General features: G+C 69.9%; 1 protein-coding gene. It reads right to left on the reverse strand.

The genetic code is table 11. From position 1 onward, the window contains the following. Window positions 1–282, reverse strand: a 282-nt coding sequence (locus IU459_RS37865) for a condensation domain-containing protein (protein WP_195134348.1), incomplete at both ends; no start/stop codon positions are given.

The raw sequence follows: 282 nt of genomic DNA on the forward strand, positions 1-282 counted from the left end.
TGAGCACCTCGACCAACCGCTCGAACGGCACGTCCGCGTGCGCGAACGCGTGCAGATCGGTCTCGCGGGCCTGGGCGAGCAGGTCGGCGAAGGAGTCACCGGCATTGACCGCGGTTCGCAGCACCAGGGTGTTGACGAACATTCCGATCAGGTCGTCCAGCGCGGCCTCGCCGCGACCGGCGACCGGCGTGCCGATGGCGATGTCGCTGGTGCCGCTGGCCCGCGCCAGCAGTACGGCGAGCGCGCTGTGCAGCACCATGAACAGCGAGGCGTTGTGCCTGC

Origin of the sequence: Nocardia amamiensis, assembly GCF_015477605.1 — a bacterium.
GTDB lineage: Bacteria > Actinomycetota > Actinomycetes > Mycobacteriales > Mycobacteriaceae > Nocardia > Nocardia amamiensis_A.